Origin of the sequence: Nostoc sp. (assembly GCF_036919895.1) — a bacterium.
Taxonomy (GTDB): domain Bacteria; phylum Cyanobacteriota; class Cyanobacteriia; order Cyanobacteriales; family Nostocaceae; genus Nostoc.
On the sequence record NZ_JBALBW010000007.1, the window covers coordinates 58,988 to 85,030 of the forward strand.

A 26,043-nucleotide genomic window follows, 5' to 3' on the forward strand; every position below is an offset into this window, starting at 1 on the left:
TCAGAAATTTTTGGTAGTATAGCGCATGACGCGAACTTCTTTAGATATTTTCGCTCATGCGCTATTTCCTTGCTCCCTACCTTCTACAATAAAGATAGACTTTATTGAAGATTTGTATAGTTGGGGAAAAGCTGTCATGGCTCCCGCCGTTTTAATTCAGAATCTGCAAAAACGTTACGGTACAGTGGTTGCCGTTCAGGATGTTTCCTTTCAAGTAGAGCCAGGTGAAATCTTTGGTTTACTTGGCCCCAACGGTGCTGGGAAAACTACAACCTTACGTGCCTTGTGTACGCTGACCACACCGGATGCTGGCAAAATCGAAGTATCTGGCATCTCTGTGTTAGATAATCCCAGAATAGCTAGACAACGACTAGGCTATGTGGCTCAGGAAGTCGCTATAGATAAGGTGTTAACTGGAAAAGAATTGCTGCAATTGCAAGCAGCACTTTATCACCTTCCACGCGCAGTAGCTAAACAACGCATTGAGACGGTATTAGATTTACTCGGTTTACAAGAATACGCCAATAAAAAGACAGGAACCTATTCCGGCGGTTTACGCAAGCGCCTAGACTTGGCTGCTGGGTTGCTCCATGCACCAGATGTTTTGGTATTGGATGAGCCAACAGTGGGACTTGACATAGAAACCCGTTCTGTAGTCTGGGAATTCCTCAGAAAATTACGCGCCTCTGGGACAACGGTAGTAATTACCAGCCATTATTTAGAAGAGATTGACGCTTTAGCCGATCGCGTGGCAATTATAGATCGGGGTGTGGTGATTGCCTCTGGGACACCTTCACAATTAAAAGATCAAGTAGGGGGCGATCGCATCACCTTGCGAATCCGCGAGTTTTCCCCCATTGAGGAAGCAGAAATTGCCAAAAAGCTCTTGCAAACTTTGCCCTTTGTGCAAGAAGCGATCGTCAACAGCGCTCAAGGTAATTCCCTCAACTTAGTGGTGACACCTCAAAACGATGTTCTCATTAATATACAGCAAGCGCTGAATACTGCTGGCTTGCCCATATTTGGCATTTCCCAATCTCGCCCCAGCCTCGATGACGTTTACCTCGCAGCTACAGGACGCACCCTGATGGATGCAGAACTCGCAGCCGTTGCCACTCGCGATCCTAAAGCTGAGAAAAAGCAGCTTATGAGATAGGGAATGGGGACTGGGTAATGGGGAAGAAGGAAGGGAGCAGGGAGCAGGGGGAGAAGAACTATTAATATATTGCCCAATTCCCAATTCTCAATTCCCAATTCTCAATTCCCAATTCCCAATCCCCAATCCCCAATCCCCAATCCCAATCCCCAATCCCCAATCCCAAATTATGAGCGTTACTCCTAAAACTGATATCAATTGGCAGCCGATAACATTGCCACAAGCAGATGTTAATGCTACACCTAACTTTTACGCTGAATTGCTACAAGAGACATTGGCTTTAACTCGTCGCTTGTTTATTCAGTTGCAACGCCGTCCCTCAACTTTGGTTGCTGGAATTATTCAGCCAGTTATGTGGTTGATACTGTTTGGTGCTTTGTTCCAAAATGCCCCCAAGGGTATATTTGGTAATACAACAACCAATTACGGACAATTTTTAGCTGCCGGCATTATTGTGTTTACAGCCTTTGCCGGGGCGCTGAATGCTGGTTTACCTGTAATGTTTGACCGTGAGTTTGGCTTTTTAAATCGTTTGCTGGTAGCACCGTTAGCATCGCGGTTTTCTATTGTCTTCGCTTCGGCAATCTTCATCATCAGCCAAAGTTTGCTGCAAGCAGCCGTGATTGTAGCAGCAGCAGCATTTTTGGGTGCTGGACTACCCGATGCAGTTGGTTTAAGTGCGATCGCTCTCATTGTCTTGCTCTTAGCTTTAGGCGTAACAGCCATCTCCCTTGGCTTGGCTTTCGCCCTACCCGGACACATTGAATTGATTGCAGTAATTTTTGTCACTAACCTGCCATTATTATTTGCTAGTACTGCTTTGGCTCCTTTATCCTTCATGCCTCAGTGGTTACAGGTTGTGGCTACCCTGAATCCTCTCAGCTATGCGATCGAACCAATTCGCTATCTGTATCTCCACAGTAGTTGGGGATTAGGTAGCATCGTAATGCAAGCTCCTTGGGGTGATGTTACCTTTGGGGGAGCATTGCTGGTGTTGTTTGGCTTCGCCCTTGTCGCCTTATTGAGCATTCAACCCCAACTGCGTCGGACTCTTGCTTAAGATAAAATAGAGAAATTTTAGGGTCAAAACCCCATGAAAAAACCATTTTTACAAATTCCTAGACTCTTTATAGCTACCGTGGCAGGAATCAGCTTTGCTTCCTTGCTCATGGCTCAACCCAGTTCGGCTCAAATCAGTAGCCCAGCAGATGCTTTTCCTAGTAATAGTACAACAGACCAAAATACCGATCCCTTCGCCCGCTCAAACTCAGATAATTTCAACATGTTTGACCTGATTCATCGGGCAAATTTTGGGACTCTCAACTGGGATTCTAACCAAAAAAATGAACAATTAGACTCAGCCGCAGCAGTCTTTAGAGCAAGTCAACAAAAACGAATTCAACAAGGAGGTCAACGACAACAAGCAACCCCCGTTTCGCCATCGGTTACGCAGCCATCGTTTACGCTGCCATTACCGTCAGGTAACTGAAATTAAACAAAGAACCCCAAGCCTCTAATACTTTGTCGGCTAGTTTTGTGGGTTTATAGTAAGTAAGCACTTTAATGCTTAGAAAATAAGGACTAAAGTCCTTACCCAACGGGAAAGTTAGTCGCTCATGGGGGAAACCCCCAAGACCGCGCTAACTCACTACAAACTTGTTTACCCATCAATTTAAACTTGACACACTATTAAGGCTTGGGGTTGAGACTATTTAAAAGTCTTTAGTTATCTAGGGTAAAAAACTACAGCCCAAGCGCAGCTAAAATATCGCCAGCATGGGTGGTGGTATTTACAGCAGTGTCAACATGGGTAATTTTACCCTTGGGGTCAATTACATAAGTGACGCGCTTGGCATAACCGCCGCCATCCACATCGAAAGCTGTGATGAGGGATTTATCGGAGTCAGCCAGTAGGGGAAAATTCAAATTATATTTTTGGGTGAATGCTTGATGAGAAACCTCATCATCAGCACTGACTCCCAACACTACAACATCTTTACCTTGATATTTAGATTGGGCATCCCGAAAACTACAGGCTTGTTTGGTGCAGCCTGGCGTGTCATCTTTGGGGTAAAAATATAAAACTACGGTCTTACCAGCAAAGTCAGATAACGATACTGTGTTGCCGTTTGTATCTTTGGCGGTAAATGCAGGTGCATCCGTACCAACTGCTAGAGGCATAATTAACCTTTCCTGTTTCAGATTGTTGATGCACTTGAAATTTTACATTAATTTATAATGATTAAATATAATTACTAAAAAATAGCATAACTATACTTTAGGTAACTAATTTTGGTTAAATGAGGTATTTGGTACAAGAAAAAATATATTCTTGAATTAATCTTTCTTAGAAGAAAAATTTATACCCCTACACAATGGCTGCTGTTGATTCCCAAAACCCAAATATTTTTGTCTATCCTCAAAGCACAGTAGAAAGAGCCGAGCGATCGCTAGTGTGTTCACCCTTCAATTTATCTTTATTTGAAGTGATGGGACACCAGAGTGTTTCATTAACTGCGATCGCCTCAGAAAATGGACTTAAGCAGGGCTATACAAAGCGCCCTTTATCAGAATTAGCCTGTGATAACGCCTTGGGCTGGCTGATTCAAGTAGGTGTATTGCGCCGAGAAGTCGATGGACAGGGGATTACAGATGGTTTTCGACTCACTCCTTTGGGTCGTCAGTTGGTAGAACAGTACCAAGGAAAAAATTGGCGGATACCTTCATGGCGCGATCGTTTATTCGATGGTGCGATCCGTTGGTTGCGGATACCCTTTTAGAAGAAAAAACCCAAGAGTTAGGATTACGCAATCAAAGGGAATAATATATACGGAAACACCACATCTATTCATGAAGTCTTTACAATGTGGTGGGAATTGGGAATTGGGCAAAAAAGGAGAAAGAAGTAATACATTTTTCTCTTAACTCTTGCGCTGTGTGTCTTGGGTAAAATTCGCTTACTTTTTCGGAGAAATAGGTAATTCATTCTCCCCTTCTCTCTTACCCCAATGCCCAATGCCCAATTATCTTGAAAAACTAACTAATAACAACTTATGAAATCAATTATGGTGGTGGGGACAACATCCCATGCAGGGAAATCACTTTTAACTACGGCTATTTGTCGCATTTTATCGCGGCGTGGCTGGCGGGTGGCTCCCTTTAAAGGTCAAAATATGGCTTTAAATGCTTATGTAACTGCCAATGGTGGAGAAATTGGCTATGCCCAAGCAGTGCAAGCTTGGGCTGCGGGAGTTGTACCTTGGGTAGAAATGAACCCAATTTTACTCAAACCTCAAGGGGATATGACTTCTCAAGTAATTATCAAAGGTAGGTCTGTAGGTAAGGTGAGTGCCTCAGATTACTACGAGCAATATTTTGACCTGGGGTGGAAGACAATTGAAGAATCGCTACAGCATTTAGGCACAGAATTTGACATGGTGGTTTGTGAAGGTGCCGGTAGTCCAGCAGAAATTAATCTCAAGCACCGCGATTTAACTAATATGCGGGTGGCAAAATATTTGAATGCGCCAACGATGTTAGTAGTTGATATTGACCGGGGTGGTGCTTTTGCCCATGTCATCGGAACCTTAGAGTTATTGGAACCCGACGAACGCGCCCTAATTAAAGGTGTGGTAATTAACAAATTTCGAGGACAGCGATCGCTGCTAGATTCGGGAATAAAATGGTTAGAAGAACGCACGGGTATTCCCGTTGTTGGTGTTATACCTTACTTGCAAGATGTGTTTTCGACCGAAGACTCCCTTGATTTGCTAGAACGTCAATCGTCATCAAGTAAAGCCCAAACTGACCTCAATATTGCCGTTATCCGCTTACCAAGAATTGCCAATTTCACCGACTTTGATCCACTGGAATCAGAAAGCACGGTTTCAGTAAAATACCTCAGTCCTAAGCAAGATTTAGGACATCCTGATGCCGTAATTATCCCAGGAACAAAGACTACAATTGCTGATTTATTACTGCTACAAAAAAGCGGTATGGCAGAAGCTATTCAAAACTATGCGGCTTCTGGGGGAACAGTTTTAGGTATCTGCGGTGGCTATCAAATGCTCGGTCAAATCATTGCCGATCCAGAAGGGATAGAAGGGCAAGCTGGCAGATTTCAGGGGTTAAATCTTTTACCAATCAGAACTGTAATTACCGGACAAAAAATTGCCCGCCAGCGCCAAGTTAGCTCAAATTATCCACAACAGGGCTTACCAGTAAATGGCTTTGAAATCCACCAAGGGCGATCGCGCATCGAACAGCAAGGTGTAGATCCTCAATCGTACCATGCCCTATTTGACGATATTAATTTAGGATTAGTAGATAGTTGTCAATCAGTGTGGGGAAGTTACCTCCACGGGCTTTTTGACAACGGCCCTTGGCGACGCGCTTGGTTAAATCGCCTCCGTCAACAGCGCGGTTTAAAATCTTTGCCGACCGGTGTTGCTAACTACCGCGAACAGCGAGAGCAGATTTTAGATTCTTTAGCCACTGAAGTTGAAAGTCATTTAGACTTAACTCCATTTTTGTCTTAAGCTAGGCTCTGATGGGAAATTTAAATCCGAATTATTAATGGTTGTTCGTGTCCGCTTTTTACCAGATGATGTTACAGTAGATGCCGAAGTGGGAGAAGCCCTTTTAGATGTAGCAGACCGGGCTGGGGTATTTATTCCCACCGGTTGTCTAATGGGGTCTTGTCACGCTTGCACGGTCGAGTTAGAGGATGGAGAGATCATCCGCGCTTGTATTACCGCAGTACCACCACGCGAGGAATTGACGATTAATTTATTTAGCGATCCAACTTGGTAATGTCGCCCCTGTTATTGAAAATGACTGATATGCTATGGCAATATTAATGACTATCATCCTTAAAGGAGAACAAGATGGCACGGTCACCCATCCATCCTGGAAAAATTCTTGCTGATGAGCTTCATGAATTGCAAATGAGCGCAAGTGAGTTAGCACGTATCCTTCATGTACCAACAAACCGGATTACTGAAATAATTAATGGTGAACGGGCAATTACTGCTGATACGGCATTACGATTAGGGCAATGGTTTGGTACTGGTGCTGAGTTATGGATGAATTTACAAAAAAATTATGAGCTTAGACTAGCTGAACAAAAAATGGGTGAAGAAATTCAGGCTACTATTTCTCCCCGAATATTATCTAAGTTCAAACAAGTCAAGGCATAAAAAAAATCGAATATTCGATTTTTTTGGATAGATAGCAAGAAACTTTGACACATTGTTTTTACTGTGCAGGTCGCATTTTTTTTTTAAATTAATGCCAAAGAAAGATAAACTCAAGTACCAAATGGTAATTCAGTGGTCTGAGGAAGATGATTGCTTCTTAGTCGGATTACCTGATTTTCCAGCACAACGCTGGCGGACTCATGGGGATACTTACGAGTTGGCTGTGGCAAATGGAATTGAAGCTTTAGAGTCTCTAGTTATTGCCTACGAAGCTAGCTGTCGGCGATCCACTTCTAGAACTATCTTATGAGGCTGGATTATAAGGAATTGAACTACCAAAAAGACTTTCAGAAAAAAGATAGACCAAATTTATAGTTTCTATCTTGCCATTCTCAAATTGGATAACAACCTCATGAGATGAAGTCTCTTTCAGAATTTTTCCAATCCTACCGCATGGATAAACTCTGCATTTACCACCAATATAAAAATCGTAAGTTCCTGTATCAGCTTTAGAGCAAGATACTCCTTGAAAAAAAAGTGTCTTTATACCGGATTCATCAATGTACTTCAAATTAATGTGACGATGCATTCAATGTCTCACTCATTTTTACAATAGTAGAGAATTGTAACACTTTCTAATAAGTGTTATAGTCCAAACAAGATTTTTGTATATTAAACTTAATCCCTAACGAGCAATAGAGATGTGCGATTGCACCTTCTCCAACCCTTAAAAAATCCATATTTTCCCATCAAGCAGCAAGAAATTTTAACACATTGTTTCCTACTGCCTGTTTTTATCTATATCAATTACCTTTAACATTCAGCGCGTATTCTTTAAACCTTTCCAAATCAGCTTGAATCGTTGATTCAACTACGCGCCCTAAAAATAAGTTATCCATAATTTTGCCAATAATGCCGGGGATGGCATAGGAAATACTCATTTTGACAATGCTACTACCGTTGCGATCGTAAAAGCGAATCGCTCCCTGATTCGGCAAACCATCAATCGATTCCCATTGGATAATTTGGTTTGGGATAACTTTGAGAATTCTGGATTTCCAGGTAAATTCCAGACCGCCACCAGCACGAAGTTTCCAAAGAGATATATCTGGATTATCTGGCGGAATTTTCACAGAATCAATCCACTTCATCCACCGGGGCATTTGCTCCAAATCAGCCCAGAGGCTCCATACTAAATCTATGGGAGCCTCTACTTCTACCTGCACAGTATGCTCTAACCAATCTGACATTCTCTCTTCTTCCTTTGCGGTTAGTTATTTCTTCAAACTCTCCAAAATCACTTTTGCCGCCCGCCGTCCAGAAATAGTAGCACCTTCCATGCTGTCGATGTAATCTTGCTGAGTATAACTCCCTGCAAGGAAGAAATTATCTACAGGTGTCTTTTGGTTGGGACGGTACGCATCCATCCCTGGTGCTTCTCGATAGAGAGACTGAGCAAGTTTTACCACACTGTACCAAGTCATATTTAACTCTCGTGACGAGGGAAACAGTTCATGCACTTGCTTGAGGACATGCTGCGCGATCGCTTCATTGCTTTGGGCAATAAACGGATCTCCCGGTGTCAGCACTAGCTGTAACAAAGAACCCTGTCCTGGGCGATAATAATCAGCAGGGCTAGTCAACGCCAAATCAGCAAAACAAGAAAAGTCAGCATCGGCTGTATACAGCAAATTATCGATTCCAGCCGCATGATTTAGCTGTTTACGTTCCTCTCCATCGTTCAGTTCAGTCACCCAACCATCGAAGCGTAACTGCACTGTAGCCACTGGCACTGCATCCAGTTTATAAATATTGTCAAATTCTGACCACTTGCGCCACTCCTGGGGTAGAATGCGTTGAATTCCTGGAACATCACAGGCAAAAACGTAAGCATCAGCAGTGATAGTTTCTACTGCATCACCTTGGGCAACTACTATACCAGTGACGCGAGTTTCTTCGTCTGATGTAAACTTAATTTCCCGAACTTGCCGACGGGTGTAAACTTTAGTCCCTCTAGCTTCCAAATATTCCAGAATGGGCTTGTGTAAATATTCAGATGGAGAACCTTCCAGCATTCGCAAAACTGAGGCTTCAGTTCTGACTGCGAATAATTGGAATATCGTTAACATACAACGGGCAGACATATTTTCGCAATCAATAAATCCCAATGCGTAGGCGATAGGGTTCCATAAGCGCTTAATGCTGCCATTACTGCCACCGTGACTGCGAAACCAATCGGCAAAGCTAACTTTATCTAAGTTGCGAATGGTTTTCATCGCCCCATTAAAGTCTACCAATCCGCGAACTATCGGACTCGTACCCAAAGCGATCGCATTTTGCAGTTTATCCTGCAACGATAGTTGAGAAGTCGTGAAAAATGCCTTTAAGCCATTGAAAGGCGCACCTGTAAAGAAGCGAAAATCCAAACCACCAGTCTGGCCTCCTTTATTAATAAAAGTGTGGGTATGTTCTTTGAGGCGTAAGTTTTCTAGCCCGCCCACTTTCTTCATTAAGTCAAATAGTTGGTAGTAGCACCCGAAAAATACATGCAAACCCATTTCTAGATGGTTGCCATCTCCATCAACCCAACTGCCAACTTTGCCACCCACAAAGGGACGAGACTCAAAAATCTCTATTTCACAACCAGCATCAGCTAAATCTACTGCGGTTGCTAGTCCAGCCAGTCCCGCACCTACGATTGCAACACGCATTCCGTCGTTCCTTTTCAGTTTCTTTACAGATTGTAACTGGGTTGGTGTCGGAATTTGCTACTTAATATCAACTCTACCAACATATCAAGCTATGGCAATATCGATACTAAAATCTCCTTTTAGTCCCAGCAATTGACCAGACGCGAGAAAACGCCCCTGTATCAGTTAGACAAATTATTGTCCATCGCGGCGGACTCAAAAAAGTATCGCAGCTATTTTTTTAGTGGCAAAGCAGTTATCTAGTAAGTAGTGAAAGTATGTTCTTACTTGTTTACATCTTTGCCATCGTCGGAGATCGGCAAACTTCTAATCAGTTCCCGAATCACATCGGTTGCAGGTCTACCTGTTTGTTGGCAATATTTTTCTAGTTTTTCCGCTTCCTGTGTTGCGAGATTAACTGTTATGCGTTTAACGGCCCATTTTTTATTTGTCATTATCATGCTATCTGCTGTATATCTAAATTGTCGAAAGATTCTAAGTTAAAGAGGGAACCGATAAGGTTATCAGAATTTGTCTCAGGAAACAAGTAATATCATTAATATTAAAAACTGTAGTTTTGTCAAAGGATTCATCATTTTCTAAAGAAATCAGAAACTTAGACTTTATTTGTTACTATTTTGACAGCAAAAATAGTACATAGTTCCTTCTGAGGAGAATAGCCCTATTAGCAGTATCAGGAAAGCCTGACAAAGAGCTTTTATAAATGAATTTGAGGACACCTAATGTTGACTAAATCAAGGTTTTTCAAATTATTCTCTATTAAAAGGATTTGACATTATCTCTTAAGTAAGTTCGCCAAACTCACTTAGTGAGAACATCTGTATAACTGATGAAAAATAAAGCTTTAGAATCATGATCGGGCTGAAATAGTGGACTACAGGCTGGTTATAGTGAGATATACAGACCGCTAACAATCACTTAAAAGTGAAAATATCCGTCTGCACCCATTCCTGTAACCAATAAGCTAATATCTGCTTGAACCGTTAAGACTTTTGGCTTACCACGATTAAGCTGATTGCCTTTCCGCAGTAATCTTGCAGTCAATAAAAATGGGATATGACTCAGCTTTCTGAGTGTGAATAACCATTTTTTTAGCAAAATTTGACAGCATTACCTGTAATTTTACACAGGCGAATTAGCATATAAATCATGTGATGTTACTTGAATGTTGTCGATAATAATATTTTAGTTGCGTTTCATTTTTTTTACACTAAATTACCGTAAAGATACGATGAAAATATAGATGTCTTTCTCCTCGTAATAGCGAAATAATTTGTTTTTAACTCAGCACTTTTAGATTATTTGTATTTATCTATCTAGAGATTACACAAATTATTTTTAGTCTGGATGGCGCTAAAAATTCCATTATTACCCGCTTTTTTCTATTGAAAACTAAGAGAAAAACTACTTCAAAAAAAAAATAACCTACAACCATTATTCATTGGTAAATAAACCTATACAAATGATTGTGTGTTTCAATTCCTTTTGCGGTGTATTCATTATAGCTATGATTTATACTCTTTCAAGAAACTTTATCTAGAGACGAAACAAGCTCGTTATCAGACTTTATAAAAAAATTACAAAGCACAAGATACAAGATGAGCTTTTGCTTAATGATATTGATATATAACAAGCTCTTAAGCTCAAAAAATTGTTAAAAGAAAAATTCTGATATTGAAGTGTGTCGACTAGGTTTGATTAAACCGGACTTTGTAAATAATTCTCTAGTGGTTTGTACTGATTTATACTTGTAAATCTCCAAATAAAATTACTGGAAAACGATCAGAATACAGATACTTCATGAAATTTAGGTAAAGTTAGCTGCCATCCGGGGTATGTACTAATACAGATGAAAATCCTTTTGTCAAAGGTAGACAAACTTCAGCCATGCTGTGCTAGGTGCATCAAGACTAAGTTTTTTAATATTACTTAGCACTCAGTAATGCCACTAGTACAACACGGCGGAAATAAATAGACCATTCCAAATCAACGAAACGCTTACGCTGCATTAATTTTGAATTTTGTTGGCGCAGCGTAAAGCCTTCTCTTCTCCTATCGGAGACACTTCGTGAACGAGAGGCTTGTCTGCGACACGGTGCGCGAACGCCAACGGCATGGCAACTCTTAGAGGTTGTTTGAAAAGTCCTCTTCTCGGTAACAAAAGTTCTAGATCCCCCTAAATCCCCCTTTTTAAGGGGGACTTTAAGAGGCTTTTGCCTGCTTTTTAAGGGCAGCGCTGTTTCATTCCCTAAAGAGCGCTAAATATCAATGGTTCTAGCGATTTTAAATTGATTATTCTGTTACCAGCGTGCCAAGAGAACGAACAATCTTACTGTTGTTCAAGTGCTTAAAAGTTTATCTTCTCGTCACCCTCACTTACAATTGTCTCGCTAACCATCTTGACAAATCCTGTTTGAAATGGGATGAATCAGCCCTGCCCGAAAGGGTACGCTTAGAGCGAGTCCAGCGTTCGCTTTTAGCGTCTCGTAGAGAGCGTCATTTTGAATTTCGCCTTGCGGTACTAGCTCTTCAGCGCTGAGTTTAGTCAATATGCGAATCGAATACTATGTCAACTTAATTTCTCATAGCCGTAATCCTTAATGTCGGATTACGGCAATTAGTGCAACTATTCCAATTTAAGTTGGGGCATGAGTTGGAGAGTGCCAATACCTAAATCTTTTGGTGAAAGCGATCGCGTTTCAAACAAAGCCATCATATCCCGTAACTGAGGATTGCCACGGGAGGCTCCCGTTAGTCCTTTGGCAATGATTAAGCCACAGTAGCCCTTAGTGTTTTTACAACGTTGATTCCATTTTTTCCGGGCTTCTACATGAATCGGATCTTCATCTAAAAACTCACCAAATAGGAACAATTCGTCATTTTGAGTTTGCAATAAACCGAGGTCGTAGCGATCGCCATCGAAAGGATCGGCACCTGGATTAAAGCAAATTGCTCTTAGTCCACCTGCTGCTTCAATTCTTTCAATTACAGTTTTAGCCTTGGGCCGGGAAGTTTGAATTAAAATTACCGGCAAACCGTCACCCACTTGTTTGATTTCACCAGCCTTATGGTAAGTTACTCCCTTACGGAGGCTATCCAGCATTTCCCAGGACACCACACCTAAGCTGAGGAAGGAGTCTTCCGGTATCAAGTCATCTTGCAATGATTGAAAATTCGCCGAGTCAAGATTATCACTTTCTTCCTCATCGTCATCAAAGCCTGCCATTTCCTCTAACTCTGCTGCTAACTGCGGCATTGTAGAGACTGTCACAGCCACAGATTTAGTTGATTCTTCCGACTGCGGTAGAGAAATGCGATAGCGGTGACTAAGGCTAGGGAAGATATCCTCTTGTAAATGGCGACGGCGATCGCGAATAAAGCGGATCAGACTTTCGATCGCAACGAAGATTACCAGGGCTTCTTCATCATACAAAACAGACCGCAGTCCTTCTAAGGGGTGGATATTACCGAAAGTTGGGTCAATTTCTGATAATGGCAGATCCGCCAAATCACTTTCTTCGTCTTCGTCCTCATCTTCGTCTTCTTCACCACTCTCAAAGGTGAGAAACAGGCAATCTTGCTTGAGAAACGCTTCTTCTAGATGCTCTGTTGATTCTACATCTTGTAAAACTGCGGTACGAAACTGTTTTAAAGACTCCTCTGAGCGATAAAACAAAATTCCATACTCCATTCCCAGCATTCCCATGACTGAGGCGTAGAGTGTGCCAACATCCCACTTATTAATTTCGATTGACAAAATTTGCTGTTCTTCCAAAAATTCCCAAGGTGCTGCTTCCCAAATTGCAAATGCTTTCTCTCGCAAGATTTGGGCATATTGTGGGGGTAAATCGGGGGTTTGACTATCGAGGATGTCAGCGAACCCGCGAAAGAGTTCGTCAATTAAAGGCAGTTCTGGTGCGTAGTCAATGGAAATATCCAAATCTTGCAGCACTCCGCGCAGGTAAAATTGGATCTCACGGTCTTTGACTACAATTCTTTGGGGTCTGGCAGGTCTTGCCGGACTGTGAGGATGCTCCATTGCTCGCATTAAGGTACGAACTATTGCTTCTGGGCCAACATCTGAAGCTACCACGTCCATTCCTCGAACCACACCTTGGGAGTAATCTACCCAAAGAATGCACTCCCCCTTTTCCTCGGAGTCTGAATGCTGGTTTGGTGATGACAACGGACGGCGATCGCCCTCCCATACAGAAGGAATTTGAGTTAATTTCTTCAAGCGACGACTGGTAGAGCGATTAAAACTTGTCATAGAGTAAGTTAAAGAAGCAATTTGGAAGTAAACTTTGGGGAATAGCTAGCCTCGGATTAGGTTTTTATGGCTGCACCTGAAAGATGGTTGCTTCTCAGACTGCCGCCACACTTGAACTCCAAAAATACCGAATCTCTAAACACACTGAGTCTATCAATTCTAGAATAAAAATCTTTGGCTGCTTTTTACGGAGTGTTTACAATTTGGCATCTAACGACTTCTAAGCCGCTAGAATGAATACAAAAACACCAAGAGAAACTCAGAGGCATTAACAAGCCGATATTGAGTAAAGCTTAGACTAATTAAGGAGTTAAAAAGCAGATGACACAAGCAATTCAGTCTCAACAACGCGGAATTCTGTTGAGCGAAGCCGCATTGCACCAAGTAAAATCCCTCCGGGACAAGCAAGGCACAGATTTCTGCTTACGGGTAGGAGTCCGTCAGGGCGGCTGTTCTGGAATGTCTTACATGATGGACTTTGAAGACACTAGCAAGATCACCCCACAGGATGAAGTTTTTGACTATGATGGCTTCAAAATTGTGAGCGATCCCAAGAGTCTGTTATATCTCTACGGTTTAATGCTCGATTATAACGATGCCATGATTGGCGGTGGTTTTCAATTCACCAACCCCAATGCCAACCAAACTTGCGGTTGCGGCAAGTCATTTGGGGTGTAATATTGTCATTTGTCATTTGTCCCTTGTTATTTCTCGTTTCTCATTTGCAATTGCCTAATGACTAATGACCAATAACTAATGACCAATGACTAATGACCAATGACCAATGACTAATGACAATGACTAATACAGTAGAATCCCTGTTTGATACGGGTTTGGAACGCTATAAAGCTGGAGAAGCGGTAGATTCTTTAATCCCTGTGTTTAAAGAAGTGTGCGATCGCGCTCCGAAAACTAGTGCTGCTTGGATTTGTTTGGCGTGGTTGTATCTACTCGATAACAAACCCAACTTGGCTTACAAAGCTGCACAGAAAGCAGTCAAGTTAAACCCACAAGATCCACAGGCTAGAGTCAATATCGCCTTAGCAATGCTGGAAACCGGTCAAAAAGGTTTACGAGAACATATTGACGTAGCACAACAGTTGATTTTTGTCAATGAAGAGTGGCAGGATGAAATAAAAAATAGTATTGAAGACGGTTTAAGTAGAAAACCAGATTGGCAGAGTTTGAAAAAAGTCAAAAATTGGCTGTTTGAAGAGTGAGAAGTTAAGAGTTAGGAGTAGAGACGCGATTAATCGCGTCTCTACAGGAGTTAGGAGTTAAATTCAAGTCGAGAATTCTCACTTCTAACTTACCCGTAACTTAGTTAGCAGTCGTAAGATTTTGGGTAATTAGACAAAAGGGTAGATGAAAGATAAATTGTTAAATTGGCTAAACACGATTTTAGTCGCAGATGTTTTTTTAGTTTTGTTTGGTTTTGTCTGGTTAGCGATCGCTGCGATCGGTGATTCTGTAGGAGTAAACCTGGGCTTAGATTTGTGGCATCAACTCTGGCAACCCGTATTTAACCCCGCGATCGGTATCCTCATGGGCGGTGCAATTCTCAGTGGTATTATCAGTTGGGTTTCCAAAAAATTTCTCTCTAGTCAATAGCGCAGCACAAGAGACACTTACCCCAGAAAATCTGCCCCTTTCCTGCTTATTCATAGAAGCATTGCCAAAAATCCAGTCATGCAAATGGCGAGTATCCGTAATTTGACAACAGTCGTCAACCCCCAAATTTTGTGTTGACGTTGTATACACAATGTTCTATATTAGATATTAAGCATTGCTGAATTAAGCTTGAAACTTAATTCAGCAACGCTAAATGAGATACACAAATGGAAGATACCCAATGCTTGCCCGTTCTAAAATGGATAACCTTGGCCGTAACCAAGTAATTAATATTAGAGTTCAAGAACAACAACGGGATTTAATTGATAATGCCGCTTCGATTCTTGGTAAGAGCCGTTCTGACTTTATGTTAGAGGTAGCCTGCCGAGAAGCTGAAAAAGTCATCTGTGACAAAACTTTCTTCGCGTTAAACGAGGAAAAATATCAAAATTTCCTTGCTATGTTGGACTCACCACCTAAAGCGAATGAAGAAATTCGTAAATTATTAACGACTAAATCGCCTTGGGATTAATGATAGAACAAACAAAAACTATTAATGCTCCTCAGCCACTTACTCATGAGCATGATGTATTAGAGTTTAAATCTAAATCAGAAGCTTTGAATAACTGGCTGAAGGAGAAAGCTTTGAAAAATGAGGGGGATACGGCTAGAACTTTTGTGGTAACTGTTGAAAATCAAGTAATAGGCTATTACTGTTTAGCAACCGGATCTGTAACTCATTTAGTAGCTGTTAGCAAAGCTAAACGGAACGCACCAGACCCTATACCATGTATGCTTATTGGTAGACTAGCAGTGGATACCAAATGGGAAGGACAGGGTATAGGGTCTGGCTTATTAAAAGATGCTATTATTCGGATTTTATCAGTATCCCAAATAGCAGGTGTTAGATGTATTTTGGTTCACGCTAAAGATGAAGAAGCCAAAAGATTTTATTTAAAACGTGGGTTTCAATCATCACCAATAGAACCATTAACACTGATGATGACTTTAAAAGATATTCGAGCAAGCATTATAGATTAAAATGAAAACCCTTCCCACCCATTCCCCCAACACCCTCAAATTAGACCCCGTAGCACCTCACGTAGCACGGGGTTTTGCTTTTGGGGTTGGGTGCGATCGCTGAAGGTGGTTGAGAAAGATGATTTTCTGCTATTTCCCGACATTTCACCTGCAACTGCTATAGTCCAAACCAAACCTGCTGCTTAGATTTAATGAGGTTGATTGAAAATTTTGAAGGTAGGACATAAGGAGAATCTGGAATGGTAAATGATGAGCATTATACTCGGCTGAACAAAGGACTGTTGAGTACTAAATCACTTGATTGACCGGAATTAAAATGGTTTCTTGCTTCCTCTAACACACTTGAGTTAAGAGGGTTTGAGAGAGGTGAAGAAGCATATTTGAGGTAAATAGTTACAGCTACTGATGAACGAGGGTCAACTATGCCTGCTATCAACATTCTGCCAAAATCCTCTTTCCGAACCCAAATCTGGTAAGGATTGAGAAATATACTTGCTAATTGTTCAAAATAGTGGGTATATAGTCTTTCCTCTGCATCTAGGGTCAAAGGATTATAAAGTTTATCTTGCATAATCAAGTCTCCAAAGTTGGTTAGTACGCTTGTATTATAATATATCAAAAGTCAGTATGGCAACAAAGCAGAAAATAGGGTAAATTGCCAGAAATCACTGGTATTGACCAAGTTGCAAGTTTCCCCTTGGTGTTTGATTTTCTGATAATCAGCCGGGGTCTGACGATGCCCTTGGCTGTGTAGATATCTTGAGTTTGTAGCGTACAGCATTCACGGATTCTACAGGCACTAAATAGGCAGACACCAAACAATGTGCGATCGCGGTCATTTTCTAACCCCTGACTAAAAATTAGCTGTATTTCTGACTGCGTTAGAATTTTGGCGCGTCCATGCCGATTTATTTTCATTGCTAGACTGTAGACTCTGTAATCCACAGCCTACAACGATTTGACACCTGATTAATCGGAATTATTTGACCGAGATTAGCGATCGCTACAGTTAAGCAAGTGACTGATAATAGAATCTTTAATTAATGTTATGTATTCTCATAGGGTCTTTTTACGTCAAGGCATTTCTACAGTTAGATTTTCAGCAGAGCAATGTTATGAAAATCCCACAGCAGTTGTTGAAGAATTTTTAGCGTTATTTAACTAATTTTTAATCATATTCTTGGATATATTGTTCATAACTTATATGACTATAACCAAAGTCATTGTACTCATCAGATGCTATAAATTCATCTAGATAAGACATTCTCGCTTCTTCTTCTTTTGCAGCTTCTTCTGCTTTTATCTCTTTATATGTTAGAAATTCAAAATCTAATTTTTGATTTGTTTTTTCAAGAAATGTTAAATACCTTTCTTCCCAATATAGTGAAGGATCTATATATCCTTCCATTAAAAAAGGATATATTTCTGGCATAAAAATAGGTTCTAAATCTTCTAATTCACTATCTACTATGTCTTCTGTAGATTCTTTTCTTAATTTTATTCCTTCCAGAATACTTTTTATATAAAAATCATGATTTTTATATGCTTGATATTCTTTAAAAATCTTCCAGCAACAATGAAAACTACTATAAACTTTTACTGTGTAGAAAGTTTTATCCTTAGAAGGTATATAAATAAACTTATGCATTTCTCTTTCCCGTTTATTAGGTATGCTAATAATATCTTCATCTTCAGCTAGTGGTTCTGAAGTTAATATTTCTCTTATAGCGTTTATCCAAATTTGTAATTCTGAAGTAGGAACATCGAATATAGCATTATAGTAAATATGTTTTGGAATTAATTCAAACCTAGAACCATCATGTAATTTTGTATGTGATAGTTCTAATGTGTAATCAATTTGATCTCCCATATTTACTACCTCAGTTATACATATATTAATGTTGTAGCTTTAACTTTTGAGTATTGTCATAGAATAATTACTGAACTACTCGCGCTAGCACCTGGAATGAAAGGCGATATTAATTTAGTAAGGCAAAAAATTGTAACAATGTGCTGTGGAGTTTTTTGATTTGTGGGGAGGCGGTGCGATCGCACTTGCAGATAAAATTTAAAGAGAGTAACAAACTACTCTTGTTATTTTGTGCTGGAATCATTTCCCCCACTCCCCACTCCCTTTTAATTAAGAATTTGCGTTAACGCCGATTGTAAATTAGAATATTTGTACTCAAAGCCTGCTTCTACAGTGCGCTTGGGAAGGACTTGCTGACCTTCTAAAACTACTATAGCCCCGTCTCCTAAAAGAGCTTCGATCGCAAAACCCGGAACAGGCAACCAAGATGGGCGATTCATGACTTGTCCCAAAGTTTGACTTAAATCTGCCATTCGCACTGGGTTAGGGGCAGTGGCATTGTATACGCCTTCTATTTCCGGTTTAGTTAAAGCTTGCATAATCAAGTTAACTACATCGTCTACGTGAATCCATGAGAACCACTGGCGACCACTACCAATGGGGCCACCAGCAAAGAGTTTGAAAGGTGGAATCATTTTACCTAAAGCACCACCATTGCCTAGAATAACCCCAAAACGCAGAATGACCAGCCGTACACCAGCATCTTTTACCTTTCTCGCTTCTGCTTCCCAGGCTTGGCAGACTTGGGCGAGAAAATCGTTACCAGATAGACTTGTTTCATCAAAGGTTGCAGTTTCACTAGTGCCGTAGTAGCCAATAGCCGAAGCGTTAATTAAAACGGTTGGTTTGGGGTTAGCGTTGGTTATTGCTTCAACTATTCTTTGTGTACCTAACTTTCGGCTATTGAGGATTTCTTGTTTGCGTTCTGGTGTCCAGCGTCCTTCACCAATGGGTTCTCCTGCTAGATTCACTACACCATCACAACTAGCAATGACACTTTGCCAAGAACCAGAGGCGTTTGGTGTGTAGGGAACAATTTCTACATTGGCAAAAGCCTCAGATGGAAAAACCTTTTGAGCAAAAGCGGTGTTCCGAGTTAATACTACTATTTGATGACCTTTCCCGTGGAGTCGTTGTACCAAAAGACTACCGACAAATCCTGTTGCTCCAGTAATTGCTACTTTCATTTTCTATCTCAGCCAAACCTTTATTTTGACACTCCCACGGCTGTTAAACTCTTCGGTTCGCTCAACTTAACAAAAAGCCCTGGGATTCCTGCTATATATGGATTCCAATGAATTTACCCTCTTCCAAGAGAAGATGCGAAGCGCGAACAGCAAGCATCTTGACTGTCTGCCCGACGGCTGCACACCCTCTATTAAAGACGATGCTGTATAGCCTTTCCTAATCACATGAGTTACATCATAGTCCCCTCATCGCTTGCGGGGAGTGGGTTGGGGGTGGGGTTCTTGTACTTCACTTGACTGAGAACCGCTACAATACCCAATCTCAAAACTCAAAAACTTTGCTTTTTTAATCACTTTTCGTTTAGATGCTTCGGTATTATAGGATGGACGGAGTGTTGCAAGGCGTGGGGCTATTATGGCTCGCTATACGTGTTCGTTTATTCTTTCTGTTGCTAGTGACCATCTCCAGCCATTACTTGTAGAACTTCTACAGGACTGTCAGTTGGATATTCAATACCACACGGGCGATTACATTATCGCTCGTCAGACTCCTGGCAATGTGCCTTTTCCTAAATTGATCACAGTAGAAGTACTGATTGATAAATCAAAATCTACTGAAACAGAAACCAAGATGAGTATTGTGATTAAAAATGAAGAATTACCACTCCAACTAGATAATTACTGCCGACAAATGTTTGAATTTATCAAGCAGACTATTGAAAATAGCCGCCATTGGCATTTGATTGAAAGTCTTGCAGGATAGTTTTGGTAATTGAATTGACAATCCCACGGCTTTTAGCCGTGAGAGTGTCAGAATTTGATTGGTAGTTAGAATTTAATCTCCCAGATCCTCTAAATCCTCGGCCATACCGGGGTTTATTAGTGTAATGTCGTACTCGCTCGAATCCGTTTGTCCCAAACGCTGAGTGTTTTTTAAAAGGTAATAAATGGCACGGACTTGAGGGCCAAAAACGATCTCGTCTTCATTTCTAAGATCGTGGTTTGGTATCTTACGTCCATTAATCATCAAACCGTTGGAACTTGCCTTACCTTTGGCATCGCCATCTACAATCCGGTAATAGTAGCTATGGCTATTATGCCCTCGTGGCAATCTTACTAATGTGGCATGGCGGCGGGAGACAAACTGCGACATCAAACGGATATTACATTCGCGGTCTCTACCTATAGAGTAGACGGGTTGCTCCAGAGAAAATTCTTTGCGACCTTGATCGTCTTCAATAATCAGTAGATGGTTTTCATTATTTTCTGCTGCCATTGACAAATCGGTGTAACTGTGATATATCAAGATTTGTTTAGGATCGTATTTTGCCATTTTCGCGCACCGTTAGTCTGTGGTGCTAATCTAAATAAGCTTGAAAGAGTAGAACTTGGTCGTTCTACTCCAGTAGCTATGATAGCTTTTGTAGGTACTTCAACAGGCTTTGTGATTTGTGTAAGTTTAACAAAATCTGCTAATAACTAATTTGTAGTGACGTTCTCTACAGGCAAGGCAGCATCTCGTAGAGAACGTCACTACGAATTACGAGTTGTTAACTTGAGATCGGAATAACTAAGATTTGTGAGGGGAAATTTAAGATGCAAAAAAGTATTCTAAGGGTGATGAGCTAATCGCCGTAATAATATTGAGTTTGTGACGACGCTAACAGAGCTAAAAGCCATTAATGCAGCAGCACTAGATGGATTAAGGACAAAACCCAGACTAGGGAACAAAACACCTGCTGCTAAAGGAATGCCAACTGTATTATATGCAAAAGCCCAGAATAAATTTTGGCGGATTTTTTTGAAGGTGGCACGACTAAGCTGAATAGATTCGACGACATCGTTTAGGCGATCGCGCATTAGGATAATTTCAGCAGTTTCCATCGCCACATCTGTCCCGGAGTGTAAAGCAATTCCTACATCTGCTTGGGATAAAGCTGGAGCATCATTGATTCCATCTCCGACCATTGCCACAACGGACTGGGGATTCGGTATCGGGGATTGGGTATTAGGCAGAATTTTCCCTAGTCGCCAGTCCCTAGTCCCCAATCCCTCTTTCTGGAGAGACTGGATTGCCGCCGCCTTTTTGGCTGGGGGAACACCTGCGATTACGTCAGTGCTGTCTAATCCTAGTTGTTTGGCTATGGCGTTAGCTGCTTCTTGGCGATCGCCACTGAGCAACATTACCCGTAGACCCATCTGGCGCAATTTGTCTACAGTCGATTGGGCATCTGGTCTGAGGGGATCGGAAACAGCAATTAGCCCAGCTAAAGTTCCCCCAACTGCTACACAAACGACTGTTTTACCATCCGTTGCTAAATCCTGTGCTAACTGTTGTGCTGTTTCGCTAATATCAATGCCGTGCCAACTCAACCAGTCCCAGTTACCTAACAATACAACCGTGTTTTCTACTACAGCAGAGATTCCCAATCCTGGTTCCGTGTGAAAGTCCACAGCCTCTGGAATAGATAATTTTTGCCTGAGTGCTTCTTGCTGAATCGCTTTTGCTAACGGGTGGTGAGTACCGTTTTCTACAGCTGCTGCTAGTTGTAATAGAGATTGGGAATTCCTAGTCCTCAGTCCCCAGTCCCCAGTCCCCGATCCCTCAATTAACAGACAATCTGTAACGATGGGATTACCTGTGGTCAGAGTGCCAGTTTTATCAAATACTACAGTGTCTAACTGGTGAACTTTTTCTAAAACATCACCGCCTTTGATTAACAAACCCCTCTCTGCGCCCATAGCAGTCCCGACCAGAATGGCTGTTGGGGTGGCAAGTCCTAAAGCGCAGGGACAGGCGACCACCATAACTGCGATCGCTAGTTTTAAGCTGATTAATAGGGGAGAGTGGGGAACTTCATGTGTAGCGTGACCCATCATTTCCATACCACCAGACATGGTGATATCAGTCCAGATGTGAGTGCCAAAAAAGTACCAAAAGACAAATGTTAATGCAGATGCTGTCAATACCCCGTAGGTAAAGTAACCAGCTACTGTATCCGCTAATTTCTGTACTGGGGCTTTCCGAGTTTGGGCGGCTTCTACTAAAGCGACAATTTGAGCTAGAGTTGTATCACTTCCAGTCCGGGTTGTCTGAATAGCGATCGCTCCTGACTGATTTATTGTCCCCCCTGTCACCAAATCTCCTGGTTGCTTAATTACTGGCACGGCTTCCCCAGTCAACATGGATTCATCGACTGTTGTTTGACCAACCACCACTTCACCATCCACAGGGATTTTATCACCAGGCAGCACTTTTAACCATTCACCAACCCGCACCTGTTCAGCAGGAATCTCTACACTAGAAGATCCCACTCCGTCTTTTTCTGGGTTAGCAATCAATCGCGCTACCTGTGGCTGGAGTGCTAGCAATTTTCTAAATGCAGCAGCAGCGCGACCTCTAGCTTGTTGTTCTAATGTCTTTCCTAAAATAATAAAGCCCAGCATCATTACTGGTTCGTCAAAGAAGCACTCCCAACCCAATTGGGGAAACAGCAGCGCTACTAAACTAGCAATGTAGGCTGTCAGTGTTCCTAATCCGATCAGGGTGTTCATGTTGGGCGCATTTCGCCGCCAGCCCAGCCAGCCGTCCACTAAAATCGGGCGACCAGGAATTAATAGTGCCACTGTCGCCAGTCCACAGTGAAACCAGATGTTATTTAGTAGTGGCAGCACTGAGCTACCAAGATTACCAAAATGTCCACTTGCCGACAATAACAGCAATATTGCAGCGATCGCCAACTGCCTTAAAGAAGACTGCATTTCTCGGCGTTGTCGTTCTGCTGGGTCTGATAAGGTAGACATCTCGCCTACTACTGTGCCCCTAGCTTTTCGGGGTTGAGTCGGGAATCCAACGGCTGTTAATTGCTGTGCTAGTGCATCTGCATCTACCGCACCAGTTTCTGACTCTACAACTGCTACCTCTGTAGCCAGGTTCACACAGGCACTCTTGACTCCTGGATGTTGGGTTAGCTGTCGTTCTACCGCATTCACACACCCAGCACACTTCATGCCCCCAACATCAAGAATAATTTTCTCTATGATTGGGTCAAGTTCTGGGGCTAGCTTAGTTTTTGGGACAAGTTGCATGGCTTGTGTTTAGATTCGCTACAGAAATTCAACGCCTGACAAAAAGCGTCTCTAATTTGAGCGTAGGCGAAATATGGAACTACGACTGTATGTCAACCCTATTAAATTTCTTAATTTATTGTACTTTGCTGAAAGTCAATGACGGTTCCAGCGGAAATAAGTCACATAGATAATAGCTACCACTTGCATTGGCGCGATCGCAATCAGGCTTTTTAAGAAATAGTTGATTTCCAAATGAGACATAACGCTGAAATACCCTATGCCCAACAAGAAGAACATTGCCCAGTTAAGCTGTTTAGGTTTGAAAATGAGCATATCAATAAAAATAAATAATCAGAAGTAGAAGTGGCGTATAACTACTGCTATCTCCTGCAATAACAGCCTTCTTACACTAGAACCAGCCCTGTTTATTCACAAAGTAGGTATTTACAAATTCTTCAGGCGACTTATTCAAGTAGATCATGCCTTCAATTAAACCTACAAGTAGCATAATTACCAAGGTAATGCCGTAGGTAAAGGAACCCCCGACTAGAGAAATCACCAACATGATAAAGCCTTCTGGAGCATATCCTAAAATAAATTTATGAACCCCAAATCCTCCCAGGATAATGCCACAGTAACCAGCTAGAAGTTGTTTGGTAGGGTGACTGGGGTTGAGATTTGCCATATTAAGTGCTGCTCCTTGGTAAGTGAGGTATAAAAATAAAGTCTTTATTGGAATAAAAGCAAGTATAGTTACTCACCTAATAAATAGATTTTAATTTTTCAGTACAAGTAAGTTCCAAGACAAATAGCCAAAATCACCGTACTTATACTTCAGAGGAAACGCTAAAATATTTTGCGGCATAGCCTGAAAATCTGGCGTTCCTTAATAAATTTTGCTGGATTTGACGATCGCAAACCCTGATGCAGCAGTTTTGCAGATTTTTAGATCAGACATTTTTCTTGAGAAGAATGAACCTCAATAATCAGCAAAAACTACTACACCACTTTTTACAAGTCCATCAGTATTATTTCCGGATTTTTTTTCCGATGGCTTCCAGTAGGCGTGAAATACTATCGCACCAATGATGAAACCAGTTATTGGCTAAAATCATCCCGATGAGAATAAATGCTTAACTAGATATTTTGATTGTCTATGTTAACAGCATTCTTTGATTGGCTTTTCAGGTAGTATTTATGCTTATGACCAATTATAACTAGTAAGTTGTTCTTACATAAGCAGATAAAATCAGATATTTCCAGTTTTGACAACAGTAACATCATAGTGTTAATTGCTACCCAAAACGAATAGACTTAATAATGTACCACTATTCCAGAGGCTGTGAAGGAGCATAGGAGCAAGGAGATTGCGCGATCGCGTGTAAACTACCCCTAAAACAATCCCTAATGCAGTCAGGGGAAGAATTTCTGACAAGCTGAGGTGAGCGATCGCAAACAACAAACTACTAATCAAAATCGATCCCCACACGGGTAAGTAGCGAGTTAGAGAGGGTAACAAAAAGCCACGAAATAGGATTTCTTCAAAAAATGGGGCTGCGATCGCGGCTGTAGAGAAAAATATGCCCAGTGCTATACCATCTCGGCTTTCTAGAGCTAGTTGCAACAGGGGGTTACTACCACCCTGTCCTTGCCATAGCTGTTGATTAATCAAAGATACCACCACAACTATAGGTAAAGCCGTGCAATAGCCTCCCAGTCCCCACCAAAACCAATTATCTTGAAAACGGAAGCGAAACCAGAATTGCGGTAATGGGAAAAACGGCTTGAGAGAGAAATACAGCACTAACAGCGCACCTAACGCCACCAATAGGTAACTAACCAAAACAGAAAACGCCTGAAGTCGCACATCAACAATAGGACGCGGGATGGGTAACACCGATATCACCAAGGGCACAAAAATTTGCCCCATAAAGAAAAAGCCTACAATAAAAACCTGCAAAACCGTTTCACCATCCCAAGGCGTTGACCAAGGGACATCAGAATTTTGAGCTAGTAACGAGGCTTTTCCTTTCAACAAGCGTTGAGCAAATAATAAAATCAGCAGTATTAGACCAATTAAAGCTGCCAAAGTGGGAATAGTCCCAATAACGGCTAATTTCAACACTGCTTGAGCCGCAGACTCTTGTTGTGCAGCTTTAACTGCTAATAAAGCGTCTTCTCGTTGTTGGAGTTGGTATAACTTAACCAAAGCATTTGAGCGAAACCAACCTTCTAAATTCTTTTGAATCCGTTCTTGAGCATTTTGAAGCAGACGGGGAGGATTGCTCCACAGTCCACTTAATACAGAGGCGGTTTCCCCAAATTCTGGATTGATATTTGAGCGTTGTTGTAATTCGCTCCAAGTCTTGAGGGCTGTATCCGTTTGTCCTTGCTGTGCTTGTAATATTCCCAGGCGCAAGTCTAATTCAGCCAGTAATTTCTGGAGTTGTTTGAGGGATTGCTGTAACTGTTTCTGTCCCTGTTTAGAGGTTTTAGTTGTGGGAGGAACGTTAGGTACAGGTTTTGGAAGTGTGGGAGTGATGTCAGGTTGAGAGCCTAATTGTGCAAGTTTGCTGTTAACTTTGTCCAAATTAGCTTGAACTGATTGACGCGCCTCCTCATACTGCTTTGTGGAGCTTTCCAAGGGTTGATCGCCAAGTATCGCTGCTCGAATCGTCTGGAGATTGCGATCGCTGCTATCTTCAGATTGCCAAGCTTGGGCTTGGAGAGCAATATTAGTTTGGTACAATTCTAGGCGACTTTGAAACTGAGGTTCTTGCCAACTACTGAATAAAGCCGAAACTGCCAAAAGAACTGCAATCGGTGTCAGTATAAAAATTAAAATTAACCGCTTGAGTGTCATCTATCCCCCTTTGACTAACAGTGGAGAGCGCGTCCCCCTTGGGAATTATCGCAATAAAAAGTCAG

Annotated in this window: 30 protein-coding genes; 14 read left to right on the forward strand and 16 right to left on the reverse strand. The window is 41.6% G+C overall.

Annotation, left to right across the window (positions count from 1 at the left end):
- Positions 1 to 136 precede the first annotated feature (136 nt).
- The 3 genes from V7K55_RS01120 to V7K55_RS01130 all read left to right on the forward strand — a co-directional run bounded on the left by V7K55_RS01120 (position 137) and on the right by V7K55_RS01130 (position 2,645).
- Positions 137 to 1,156 carry an ABC transporter ATP-binding protein gene (locus tag V7K55_RS01120; protein ID WP_334827462.1) on the forward strand — a complete coding sequence of 340 codons (1,020 nt, stop codon included), beginning with the start codon at positions 137 to 139 and terminating at the stop codon, positions 1,154 to 1,156.
- Positions 1,157 to 1,325: 169 nt separating this feature from the next.
- Positions 1,326 to 2,216, forward strand: coding sequence for an ABC transporter permease (locus V7K55_RS01125; protein ID WP_334827301.1), 891 nt, complete (start codon positions 1,326 to 1,328; stop codon positions 2,214 to 2,216).
- Positions 2,217 to 2,249: 33 nt separating this feature from the next.
- A complete protein-coding gene (locus tag V7K55_RS01130) occupies positions 2,250 to 2,645 on the forward strand; it encodes a hypothetical protein (RefSeq protein WP_334827303.1) in 396 nt (131 codons plus the stop codon).
- 254 nt (positions 2,646 to 2,899) lie between these two features.
- Here the strand turns inward: V7K55_RS01130 and V7K55_RS01135 are convergent, their stop codons facing one another.
- Entirely contained in the window at positions 2,900 to 3,337 is a 438-nt protein-coding gene (locus V7K55_RS01135; RefSeq protein WP_334827305.1) for a peroxiredoxin, read from the reverse strand.
- 194 nt (positions 3,338 to 3,531) lie between these two features.
- Between V7K55_RS01135 and V7K55_RS01140 the strand changes: the two genes are divergently transcribed.
- The 5 genes from V7K55_RS01140 to V7K55_RS01160 all read left to right on the forward strand — a co-directional run bounded on the left by V7K55_RS01140 (position 3,532) and on the right by V7K55_RS01160 (position 6,664).
- Complete coding sequence (locus V7K55_RS01140) at positions 3,532 to 3,936, forward strand: Npun_F0494 family protein (RefSeq protein WP_334827307.1); 405 nt, start codon at positions 3,532 to 3,534, stop codon at positions 3,934 to 3,936.
- 273 nt (positions 3,937 to 4,209) lie between these two features.
- On the forward strand, positions 4,210 to 5,694 hold the full coding sequence (gene cobQ / locus V7K55_RS01145; protein ID WP_334827309.1) for a cobyric acid synthase CobQ: 1,485 nt from the start codon (positions 4,210 to 4,212) through the stop codon (positions 5,692 to 5,694).
- Positions 5,695 to 5,731: 37 nt separating this feature from the next.
- Positions 5,732 to 5,968: a 2Fe-2S iron-sulfur cluster-binding protein gene (locus V7K55_RS01150; protein ID WP_334827311.1), complete on the forward strand. Its 237-nt coding sequence runs from the start codon at positions 5,732 to 5,734 to the stop codon at positions 5,966 to 5,968.
- Between the two features lie 74 nt (positions 5,969 to 6,042).
- A complete protein-coding gene (locus V7K55_RS01155; RefSeq protein WP_334827313.1) occupies positions 6,043 to 6,354 on the forward strand; it encodes a HigA family addiction module antitoxin in 312 nt (103 codons plus the stop codon).
- Between the two features lie 91 nt (positions 6,355 to 6,445).
- Positions 6,446 to 6,664 carry a type II toxin-antitoxin system HicB family antitoxin gene (locus V7K55_RS01160; protein ID WP_334827315.1) on the forward strand — a complete coding sequence of 73 codons (219 nt, stop codon included), beginning with the start codon at positions 6,446 to 6,448 and terminating at the stop codon, positions 6,662 to 6,664.
- Here the strand turns inward: V7K55_RS01160 and V7K55_RS01165 are convergent.
- The 6 genes from V7K55_RS01165 to V7K55_RS01190 form a co-directional block, all read right to left on the reverse strand.
- Positions 6,659 to 6,943: a hypothetical protein gene (locus V7K55_RS01165; protein ID WP_334827317.1), complete on the reverse strand. Its 285-nt coding sequence runs from the start codon at positions 6,941 to 6,943 to the stop codon at positions 6,659 to 6,661. The genes V7K55_RS01160 and V7K55_RS01165 overlap by 6 nt on opposite strands.
- Positions 6,944 to 7,157: 214 nt before the next feature.
- Positions 7,158 to 7,604: an SRPBCC family protein gene (locus tag V7K55_RS01170; RefSeq protein WP_334827319.1), complete on the reverse strand. Its 447-nt coding sequence runs from the start codon at positions 7,602 to 7,604 to the stop codon at positions 7,158 to 7,160.
- A gap of 24 nt (positions 7,605 to 7,628) precedes the next feature.
- Positions 7,629 to 9,065: a 9,9'-di-cis-zeta-carotene desaturase gene (gene zds / locus V7K55_RS01175; protein ID WP_334827321.1), complete on the reverse strand. Its 1,437-nt coding sequence runs from the start codon at positions 9,063 to 9,065 to the stop codon at positions 7,629 to 7,631.
- Between the two features lie 263 nt (positions 9,066 to 9,328).
- Complete coding sequence (locus V7K55_RS01180) at positions 9,329 to 9,505, reverse strand: CopG family transcriptional regulator (protein ID WP_181154351.1); 177 nt, start codon at positions 9,503 to 9,505, stop codon at positions 9,329 to 9,331.
- A gap of 478 nt (positions 9,506 to 9,983) precedes the next feature.
- Positions 9,984 to 10,109, reverse strand: coding sequence for a hypothetical protein (locus V7K55_RS01185; protein ID WP_334827324.1), 126 nt, complete (start codon positions 10,107 to 10,109; stop codon positions 9,984 to 9,986).
- 1,582 nt (positions 10,110 to 11,691) lie between these two features.
- Positions 11,692 to 13,335 carry a DUF6930 domain-containing protein gene (locus V7K55_RS01190; RefSeq protein WP_334827326.1) on the reverse strand — a complete coding sequence of 548 codons (1,644 nt, stop codon included), beginning with the start codon at positions 13,333 to 13,335 and terminating at the stop codon, positions 11,692 to 11,694.
- 321 nt (positions 13,336 to 13,656) lie between these two features.
- Here V7K55_RS01190 and V7K55_RS01195 point away from each other — a divergent pair, with 321 nt between their 5' ends.
- The 5 genes from V7K55_RS01195 (at position 13,657) to V7K55_RS01215 (ending at position 15,987) form a co-directional block, all read left to right on the forward strand.
- The gene (locus tag V7K55_RS01195; protein WP_334827328.1) at positions 13,657 to 14,013 is read left to right on the forward strand and encodes an iron-sulfur cluster assembly accessory protein; all 357 of its coding nucleotides are present in this window, start codon (positions 13,657 to 13,659) and stop codon (positions 14,011 to 14,013) included.
- Positions 14,014 to 14,132: 119 nt separating this feature from the next.
- Positions 14,133 to 14,555, forward strand: a complete 423-nt coding sequence (locus V7K55_RS01200) for a tetratricopeptide repeat protein (protein WP_334827463.1) — start codon at positions 14,133 to 14,135, stop codon at positions 14,553 to 14,555.
- A gap of 145 nt (positions 14,556 to 14,700) precedes the next feature.
- Positions 14,701 to 14,946 (forward strand): hypothetical protein, encoded by a 246-nt coding sequence (locus V7K55_RS01205; RefSeq protein WP_334827329.1) that lies wholly within the window; start codon positions 14,701 to 14,703, stop codon positions 14,944 to 14,946.
- Between the two features lie 241 nt (positions 14,947 to 15,187).
- Positions 15,188 to 15,478: a type II toxin-antitoxin system TacA family antitoxin gene (locus V7K55_RS01210; protein WP_334827331.1), complete on the forward strand. Its 291-nt coding sequence runs from the start codon at positions 15,188 to 15,190 to the stop codon at positions 15,476 to 15,478.
- Positions 15,478 to 15,987: a GNAT family N-acetyltransferase gene (locus V7K55_RS01215; RefSeq protein WP_334827333.1), complete on the forward strand. Its 510-nt coding sequence runs from the start codon at positions 15,478 to 15,480 to the stop codon at positions 15,985 to 15,987. Before V7K55_RS01210 ends, V7K55_RS01215 begins: the two co-directional genes overlap by 1 nt.
- Positions 15,988 to 16,243: 256 nt before the next feature.
- On the opposite strand, the gene V7K55_RS01220 is transcribed toward V7K55_RS01215, so the two are convergent.
- The 4 genes from V7K55_RS01220 to thyD all read right to left on the reverse strand — a co-directional run bounded on the left by V7K55_RS01220 (position 16,244) and on the right by thyD (position 19,044).
- Positions 16,244 to 16,558, reverse strand: a complete 315-nt coding sequence (locus tag V7K55_RS01220; protein ID WP_334827336.1) for a hypothetical protein — start codon at positions 16,556 to 16,558, stop codon at positions 16,244 to 16,246.
- Between the two features lie 44 nt (positions 16,559 to 16,602).
- The gene (locus V7K55_RS01225) at positions 16,603 to 16,905 is read right to left on the reverse strand and encodes a site-specific integrase (RefSeq protein ID WP_334827338.1); all 303 of its coding nucleotides are present in this window, start codon (positions 16,903 to 16,905) and stop codon (positions 16,603 to 16,605) included.
- Positions 16,906 to 17,155: 250 nt separating this feature from the next.
- The gene (locus tag V7K55_RS01230) at positions 17,156 to 17,857 is read right to left on the reverse strand and encodes a hypothetical protein (protein ID WP_334827340.1); all 702 of its coding nucleotides are present in this window, start codon (positions 17,855 to 17,857) and stop codon (positions 17,156 to 17,158) included.
- Positions 17,858 to 18,123: 266 nt separating this feature from the next.
- The gene (gene thyD, locus V7K55_RS01235) at positions 18,124 to 19,044 is read right to left on the reverse strand and encodes a thylakoid membrane protein ThyD (RefSeq protein WP_334827342.1); all 921 of its coding nucleotides are present in this window, start codon (positions 19,042 to 19,044) and stop codon (positions 18,124 to 18,126) included.
- 415 nt (positions 19,045 to 19,459) lie between these two features.
- On the opposite strand from thyD, the gene V7K55_RS01240 reads away from it, so the two are divergent.
- Positions 19,460 to 19,807 (forward strand): hypothetical protein, encoded by a 348-nt coding sequence (locus tag V7K55_RS01240; RefSeq protein ID WP_094327953.1) that lies wholly within the window; start codon positions 19,460 to 19,462, stop codon positions 19,805 to 19,807.
- Between the two features lie 72 nt (positions 19,808 to 19,879).
- Here the strand turns inward: V7K55_RS01240 and V7K55_RS01245 are convergent, their stop codons facing one another.
- From V7K55_RS01245 to V7K55_RS01265, 5 genes are all read right to left on the reverse strand, one after another.
- Complete coding sequence (locus V7K55_RS01245; RefSeq protein ID WP_334827345.1) at positions 19,880 to 20,377, reverse strand: FHA domain-containing protein; 498 nt, start codon at positions 20,375 to 20,377, stop codon at positions 19,880 to 19,882.
- Positions 20,378 to 20,655: 278 nt separating this feature from the next.
- Positions 20,656 to 23,133, reverse strand: a complete 2,478-nt coding sequence (locus V7K55_RS01250; RefSeq protein WP_334827348.1) for a heavy metal translocating P-type ATPase — start codon at positions 23,131 to 23,133, stop codon at positions 20,656 to 20,658.
- A gap of 135 nt (positions 23,134 to 23,268) precedes the next feature.
- Positions 23,269 to 23,448: a hypothetical protein gene (locus V7K55_RS01255; RefSeq protein WP_334827350.1), complete on the reverse strand. Its 180-nt coding sequence runs from the start codon at positions 23,446 to 23,448 to the stop codon at positions 23,269 to 23,271.
- A gap of 76 nt (positions 23,449 to 23,524) precedes the next feature.
- Entirely contained in the window at positions 23,525 to 23,800 is a 276-nt protein-coding gene (locus tag V7K55_RS01260) for a TM2 domain-containing protein (protein ID WP_334827352.1), read from the reverse strand.
- Between the two features lie 603 nt (positions 23,801 to 24,403).
- The gene (locus tag V7K55_RS01265) at positions 24,404 to 25,978 is read right to left on the reverse strand and encodes a CPBP family intramembrane glutamic endopeptidase (protein WP_334827353.1); all 1,575 of its coding nucleotides are present in this window, start codon (positions 25,976 to 25,978) and stop codon (positions 24,404 to 24,406) included.
- Between the last annotated feature and the right edge of the window lie 65 nt (positions 25,979 to 26,043).

Bases quoted from the DNA above. Each gene is read 5' to 3' on its own strand.
- V7K55_RS01130 (WP_334827303.1), top strand. From the start codon at position 2,250: ATGAAAAAACCATTTTTACAAATTCCTAGACTCTTTATAGCTACCGTG.
- V7K55_RS01260 (WP_334827352.1), bottom strand. From the start codon at position 23,800: ATGGCAAATCTCAACCCCAGTCACCCTACCAAACAACTTCTAGCTGGT.
- V7K55_RS01240 (WP_094327953.1), top strand. From the start codon at position 19,460: ATGGCTCGCTATACGTGTTCGTTTATTCTTTCTGTTGCTAGTGACCAT.
- V7K55_RS01155 (WP_334827313.1), top strand. From the start codon at position 6,043: ATGGCACGGTCACCCATCCATCCTGGAAAAATTCTTGCTGATGAGCTT.
- V7K55_RS01230 (WP_334827340.1), bottom strand. From the start codon at position 17,857: ATGGGAGATCAAATTGATTACACATTAGAACTATCACATACAAAATTA.
- V7K55_RS01120 (WP_334827462.1), top strand. From the start codon at position 137: ATGGCTCCCGCCGTTTTAATTCAGAATCTGCAAAAACGTTACGGTACA.
- V7K55_RS01160 (WP_334827315.1), top strand. From the start codon at position 6,446: ATGCCAAAGAAAGATAAACTCAAGTACCAAATGGTAATTCAGTGGTCT.
- V7K55_RS01165 (WP_334827317.1), bottom strand. From the start codon at position 6,943: ATGCATCGTCACATTAATTTGAAGTACATTGATGAATCCGGTATAAAG.
- V7K55_RS01135 (WP_334827305.1), bottom strand. From the start codon at position 3,337: ATGCCTCTAGCAGTTGGTACGGATGCACCTGCATTTACCGCCAAAGAT.
- V7K55_RS01180 (WP_181154351.1), bottom strand. From the start codon at position 9,505: ATGATAATGACAAATAAAAAATGGGCCGTTAAACGCATAACAGTTAAT.
- V7K55_RS01190 (WP_334827326.1), bottom strand. From the start codon at position 13,335: ATGACAAGTTTTAATCGCTCTACCAGTCGTCGCTTGAAGAAATTAACT.
- V7K55_RS01265 (WP_334827353.1), bottom strand. From the start codon at position 25,978: ATGACACTCAAGCGGTTAATTTTAATTTTTATACTGACACCGATTGCA.
- V7K55_RS01205 (WP_334827329.1), top strand. From the start codon at position 14,701: ATGAAAGATAAATTGTTAAATTGGCTAAACACGATTTTAGTCGCAGAT.
- V7K55_RS01170 (WP_334827319.1), bottom strand. From the start codon at position 7,604: ATGTCAGATTGGTTAGAGCATACTGTGCAGGTAGAAGTAGAGGCTCCC.
- V7K55_RS01210 (WP_334827331.1), top strand. From the start codon at position 15,188: ATGCTTGCCCGTTCTAAAATGGATAACCTTGGCCGTAACCAAGTAATT.
- V7K55_RS01220 (WP_334827336.1), bottom strand. From the start codon at position 16,558: ATGCAAGATAAACTTTATAATCCTTTGACCCTAGATGCAGAGGAAAGA.
- cobQ (WP_334827309.1), top strand. From the start codon at position 4,210: ATGAAATCAATTATGGTGGTGGGGACAACATCCCATGCAGGGAAATCA.
- V7K55_RS01200 (WP_334827463.1), top strand. From the start codon at position 14,133: ATGACTAATACAGTAGAATCCCTGTTTGATACGGGTTTGGAACGCTAT.
- V7K55_RS01150 (WP_334827311.1), top strand. From the start codon at position 5,732: ATGGTTGTTCGTGTCCGCTTTTTACCAGATGATGTTACAGTAGATGCC.
- V7K55_RS01225 (WP_334827338.1), bottom strand. From the start codon at position 16,905: ATGAAAATAAATCGGCATGGACGCGCCAAAATTCTAACGCAGTCAGAA.
- thyD (WP_334827342.1), bottom strand. From the start codon at position 19,044: ATGAAAGTAGCAATTACTGGAGCAACAGGATTTGTCGGTAGTCTTTTG.
- V7K55_RS01245 (WP_334827345.1), bottom strand. From the start codon at position 20,377: ATGGCAAAATACGATCCTAAACAAATCTTGATATATCACAGTTACACC.
- V7K55_RS01140 (WP_334827307.1), top strand. From the start codon at position 3,532: ATGGCTGCTGTTGATTCCCAAAACCCAAATATTTTTGTCTATCCTCAA.
- V7K55_RS01250 (WP_334827348.1), bottom strand. From the start codon at position 23,133: ATGCAACTTGTCCCAAAAACTAAGCTAGCCCCAGAACTTGACCCAATC.
- zds (WP_334827321.1), bottom strand. From the start codon at position 9,065: ATGCGTGTTGCAATCGTAGGTGCGGGACTGGCTGGACTAGCAACCGCA.
- V7K55_RS01195 (WP_334827328.1), top strand. From the start codon at position 13,657: ATGACACAAGCAATTCAGTCTCAACAACGCGGAATTCTGTTGAGCGAA.
- V7K55_RS01215 (WP_334827333.1), top strand. From the start codon at position 15,478: ATGATAGAACAAACAAAAACTATTAATGCTCCTCAGCCACTTACTCAT.
- V7K55_RS01125 (WP_334827301.1), top strand. From the start codon at position 1,326: ATGAGCGTTACTCCTAAAACTGATATCAATTGGCAGCCGATAACATTG.
- V7K55_RS01255 (WP_334827350.1), bottom strand. From the start codon at position 23,448: ATGCTCATTTTCAAACCTAAACAGCTTAACTGGGCAATGTTCTTCTTG.